Source organism: Kitasatospora sp. NPDC059599 (assembly GCF_042735125.1).
Lineage (GTDB): Bacteria > Actinomycetota > Actinomycetes > Streptomycetales > Streptomycetaceae > Kitasatospora.
The window spans coordinates 1-4463 of sequence record NZ_JBHWCL010000274.1 but is presented as its reverse complement, the minus strand read 5'-3'; the positions used below and the strand labels follow the sequence as shown (position 1 = coordinate 4463).

The 4463-nt window shown below is 74.5% G+C and carries 5 protein-coding genes; 3 read left to right on the top strand and 2 right to left on the bottom strand.

What is annotated here, in order from left to right; translation table 11 throughout:
* The coding region (locus ACFV04_RS43315; protein WP_380536573.1) for an EamA family transporter at positions 1 to 699 on the top strand (699 nt) is incomplete at its 5' end.
* 108 nt (positions 700 to 807) lie between these two features.
* Positions 808 to 1074, top strand: coding sequence for a hypothetical protein (locus ACFV04_RS43310; RefSeq protein ID WP_380536571.1), 267 nt, complete (start codon positions 808 to 810; stop codon positions 1072 to 1074).
* A gap of 86 nt (positions 1075 to 1160) precedes the next feature.
* On the opposite strand, the gene ACFV04_RS43305 is transcribed toward ACFV04_RS43310, so the two are convergent.
* Both ACFV04_RS43305 and ACFV04_RS43300 read right to left on the bottom strand, forming a co-directional pair.
* Positions 1161 to 1487 carry a hypothetical protein gene (locus tag ACFV04_RS43305; RefSeq protein WP_380349772.1) on the bottom strand — a complete coding sequence of 109 codons (327 nt, stop codon included), beginning with the start codon at positions 1485 to 1487 and terminating at the stop codon, positions 1161 to 1163.
* Positions 1484 to 1804, bottom strand: a complete 321-nt coding sequence (locus ACFV04_RS43300; protein ID WP_380536569.1) for an SAV_915 family protein — start codon at positions 1802 to 1804, stop codon at positions 1484 to 1486. The genes ACFV04_RS43305 and ACFV04_RS43300 overlap by 4 nt, the downstream gene beginning before the upstream one ends.
* A 343-nt stretch (positions 1805 to 2147) precedes the next feature.
* On the opposite strand from ACFV04_RS43300, the gene ACFV04_RS43295 reads away from it, so the two are divergent.
* Positions 2148 to 4367 carry an NADP-dependent isocitrate dehydrogenase gene (locus ACFV04_RS43295; RefSeq protein WP_380536567.1) on the top strand — a complete coding sequence of 740 codons (2220 nt, stop codon included), beginning with the start codon at positions 2148 to 2150 and terminating at the stop codon, positions 4365 to 4367.
* Positions 4368 to 4463: the final 96 nt, after the last annotated feature.

Here is a 4463-nt window from a genome sequence, read left to right as displayed (position 1 = left end):
GTGCGGCGCCCGGGGGGGGGCGGGGGGGGCCCGGCCCCCCCCGGGCCGGCCGCCGCCGTGCTGACCGGGCTCGGTCTGGCGATCAGCCAGTGCGCCTACTTCGGCTCCGTGCACTACGCGGGCCTGGGGCTGGGCACCCTGATCACCATCGGCGCCGGGCCGGTGCTCACCAGCCTCGGCGCGCACGTGCTGCTCGGCGAGCGGCTCACCCGTCGCGCGCTCGCCGCCGTCGCCCTGGCCCTCGCCGGGCTCGTCCTGCTGGTCGCCGCCCCGGCGACCGGCCCGCGCCCGGCGCTGGGCGCGGCCCTGGCCGTCGTCGCGGGCGCGGGGCAGAGCGGCCTCACGCTCTGGGCGCGGGGCGGCGGCTCAGCCCGGGCCGGCACCGGAGCCTTCACCACCGGGCTGCTCTGCCTGCTCCCGTTCGCGGCCGTCCAGGGCGTGCTGCCGACGGCCGGGGACCCGGTGTCGACCGGCGCCGCGCTGCTGTTCCTCGGCACGGTGCCCACGCTGTTCGCCTACCGCTGGTACTTCACCGGGCTGACCGCCGTGCCGGGCGCGACGGCGGCGGTCCTGGTGCTGCTGGAGCCGGCCACGGCGGCGGTGATCGGCGTGCTGTTCCTGGGCGAGCCCGTCACGGCGGGCCTGCTGGCGGGCTCGACGCTGTTGCTCGGGGCGATCGCGGCCCTGGCCCGGGTGTAGCGCGCCCGGGCGGGGTGGCCGGGGGTGCGGGGCCGGCCCGGCCGGCCGGCCACCCGGCCGGGCGTCCTGTGGTCGCAGCGGGCGGGCGGGCGTGCTGGGGTGGTCCGCATGAACAGCTCACACCTGGCCCGGGTGGCCGCCACGACCGCGTCCGTCGTCCTGCTCGCCACCGCCACCGCCGCCGGTGCCGCGGTCGCCGCCGCTGTTCCGGCGGCGGCGACCGGGCTCCGGGACGTCACCGCCGAGCAGTGCCGGGACGCGGGCGGGCACGTCGAGGGCAGCGGCTACTGCGCCGACGCCGTCGGCGACGACGCCTGGGGCCAGCCCATCGACTACCAGGCGATCAACCCGGACCCGCGCCCCGGCGAGGAGTGAGCGCCCGGCCCGGTGACCCCGCGGTCGGGCGCACCTCACGGTCGGACACGCCCCACGGCCGGGCGGGGCTCACGGCCGGGCGCGTCTCACGGCACCGGTCGCAGGGTCACCGGGGCCGGGGTGAGAGTGCGCAGGACCAGGTCGATGCGGACCTTCGCGGCACCCGCACGGTGCAGGGCCGCGGCGACGGCCCGTAACTCCTCCGGGCCGGTGCAGGCGAGCCGGAGCTCCAGGTCGGCGTCTCCGGCGAGAGCGAGGCCGCTCCGGACGGCCGGGAACTCGGCGGCGAGCCGGTCGAAGTCGAGCGGGACCGGGCCGTGGCTGATCCGGGCGATCGCGTGCAGTGACCGGGCCGGCCGCCGGTGGTCCTCGGGGCCCAGGCCGCCCGGGACGAGCTGGAGCGGGGCGGTCACCGGTGCTGGAGCTGTGCGGTCGGGGCCGGGGCGGGCGGCGCGGCGGGGGTGGTGACGGGCGGGGCGACCAGCCTCGGGTCCAGGACCAGGGCGTCCACCCCGAGCGGGGTGGTGAGGTCGCGCAGGGCGGGTTCGGCGAGCTCGGTGTGCGCCTGGTCCGGCCCGAGGAGGGCGGCGAGGGCCTCGGGGCTGGAGAATCCGACCGCGCAGCGGCGACCGTCGCGCAGGCGGAACAGGCGGAGTGCGGTGGTGCTGCCGGTACCGGTGGTGCTGCCGGTGTCGGTGGTGGTGACCGGTACGTGCCAGACGCTGGCCATGCGGTGCTCCCGGGTGGGTGGTGGTGCCTGCCGTGACTGCTCCCTCGACGCTAGGTCGGCCCGCCCCGGGCGTCGCCGGTCCTGACGCGGCGTTGACCGAATGGGGTGGTGCGTTGACGCACTCCTGACGTTCGGCTCACCCGGGTGGACCACACCCACGCGCCGGCGGCGCTCCGGTTGCCCCCCGTCCCGGCTCGGACGACCGTGGATTCCGGCCCCCGGCACGGCCGCGGGGCGCCCCCCGGGGGACCGGCGCGCGCTCCGGGGCGGGGGGAGGTGGAGCGAGGGGCCCGTGACGAGATATCTTGACGTCAAGACGTTGGAGACCTGAAGCGGAGTACCGATGACTGACTCGACCATCATCTATACGCACACCGACGAGGCTCCGGCCCTGGCGACCTACTCGTTCCTGCCGGTTGTCCAGGCGTACGCCTCGACCGCGGGTGTGCGGGTGGAGACCCGCGACATCTCCCTGGCCGGGCGGATCATCGCGAGCTTCCCGGAGCGTCTGACCGAGGCGCAGCGGATCGGCGACGCCCTCGCCGAGCTGGGCGAGCTGGCCAAGACCCCGAGCGCCAACATCATCAAGCTGCCGAACGTCTCGGCCTCCGTGCCGCAGCTGAAGGCCGCCGTCGCCGAGCTGCAGGCCCAGGGCTACGCCCTGCCGGACTACCCGGACGACCCGCAGACCGACGAGGACAAGGACGTCCGCGCCCGGTACGACAAGATCAAGGGCAGCGCCGTCAACCCGGTCCTGCGCGAGGGCAACTCGGACCGCCGCGCGCCGCAGTCGGTCAAGAACTACGCCAAGACCCACCCGCACCGCATGGGTGCCTGGACCGCCGAGTCCAAGACCAACGTCGCCACCATGGGCGAGAACGACTTCCGGTCCACCGAGAAGTCCGCCGTGGTCGAGGCCGACGGTGCCCTGCGCATCGAGCTGGTCGGCGAGGACGGCACCACCACGGTGCTGCGCGAGAAGGTCCCGGTGCTGGCCGGCGAGGTCGTCGACGCCTCCGTGATGCGCGCCGCCGCCCTGAACGAGTTCCTGGCCGCCCAGGTGGCCCGTGCCAAGGCCGAGGGCGTGCTGTTCTCGGTGCACCTCAAGGCGACCATGATGAAGGTCTCCGACCCGATCGTGTTCGGCCACGTCGTGCGCGCCTTCTTCCCGAAGACCTTCGCCGCCTACGGCGAGGCGCTGACCGCCGCCGGTCTGAACCCGAACAACGGCCTCGGCGGCATCCTGGCCGGCCTGGACGCGCTGCCGAACGGCGCCGAGATCAAGGCCTCCTTCGAGGCCGAGCTGGCCGAGGGCCCGGCCCTGGCCATGGTCGACTCCGACAAGGGCATCACCAACCTGCACGTGCCGAGCGACGTCATCGTCGACGCCTCGATGCCGGCCATGATCCGCACCTCCGGCCACATGTGGGGCCCGGACGGCCAGGAGGCCGACACCCTCGCCGTGCTGCCGGACAGCAGCTACTCCGGCGTGTACCAGGCCGTCATCGACGACTGCCGCGCCAACGGCGCCCTCGACCCGGCCACCATCGGCTCGGTGCCGAACGTCGGCCTGATGGCCCAGAAGGCCGAGGAGTACGGCTCCCACGACAAGACCTTCGAGATCGAGGCCGCCGGCACCGTCCGCCTGGTCGACGCCGAGGGCAACGTGGTGCTGGAGCAGGCCGTCCAGCCCGGCGACATCTTCCGCGCCTGCCAGACCAAGGACCTGCCGATCCAGGACTGGGTCAAGCTGGCCGTCTCCCGCGCCCGCGCCACCGGCGACCCGGCGGTGTTCTGGCTGGACGAGACCCGCGCCCACGACGCGGTGCTGATCGAGAAGGTCAAGCGCTACCTGCCGGAGCACGACACCACCGGCCTGCAGATCGAGATCAAGTCCCCGGTCGAGGCCACCACGTTCTCGCTGGAGCGCATCCGCCGTGGCGAGAACACCATCTCGGTGACCGGCAACGTGCTGCGTGACTACCTGACCGACCTGTTCCCGATCCTGGAGCTGGGCACCAGCGCCAAGATGCTGTCGGTCGTCCCGCTGATGGCGGGCGGCGGCCTGTTCGAGACCGGCGCCGGCGGCTCCGCCCCGAAGCACGTCCAGCAGCTCGTCAAGGAGAACTACCTGCGCTGGGACAGCCTGGGCGAGTTCTTCGCGCTGGCCGCCAGCTTCGAGCACCTGGCCACCACCACCGGCAACGCCCGCGCCCAGGTGCTGGCCGACACCCTGGACCGGGCCACCGGAACCTTCCTCAACGAGGACAAGTCGCCGAGCCGCCGCCTCGGTGGCATCGACAACCGCGGCAGCCACTTCTACCTGGCCACCTACTGGGCCCAGGAGCTGGCCCAGCAGACCGCGGACGCCGAGCTGGCCCAGGCCTTCGCCGGCCTGGCCGAGGCGCTGACCGCGCAGGAGCAGACCATCGTCGACGAGCTGATCGCCGTCCAGGGCTCGCCGGTCGACCTCGGTGGCTACTACCAGCCGGACCCGGCCAAGGCCGCGGCCGTGATGCGCCCGTCGAAGACCTTCAACGAGGCGCTCGCCAACCTCGGCTGAACCCGGCCGGTCCGAACCGGGCCGACCGAGCCGACGTGCAGCACCGGGAGGCCCCCGGGTCCGTGAGAACGGACCCGGGGGCCTCCCCGCGTTCCG

Bases quoted from the DNA above. Each gene is read 5' to 3' on its own strand.
- ACFV04_RS43295 (WP_380536567.1), top strand. From the start codon at position 2,148: ATGACTGACTCGACCATCATCTATACGCACACCGACGAGGCTCCGGCC.
- ACFV04_RS43300 (WP_380536569.1), bottom strand. From the start codon at position 1,804: ATGGCCAGCGTCTGGCACGTACCGGTCACCACCACCGACACCGGCAGC.
- ACFV04_RS43310 (WP_380536571.1), top strand. From the start codon at position 808: ATGAACAGCTCACACCTGGCCCGGGTGGCCGCCACGACCGCGTCCGTC.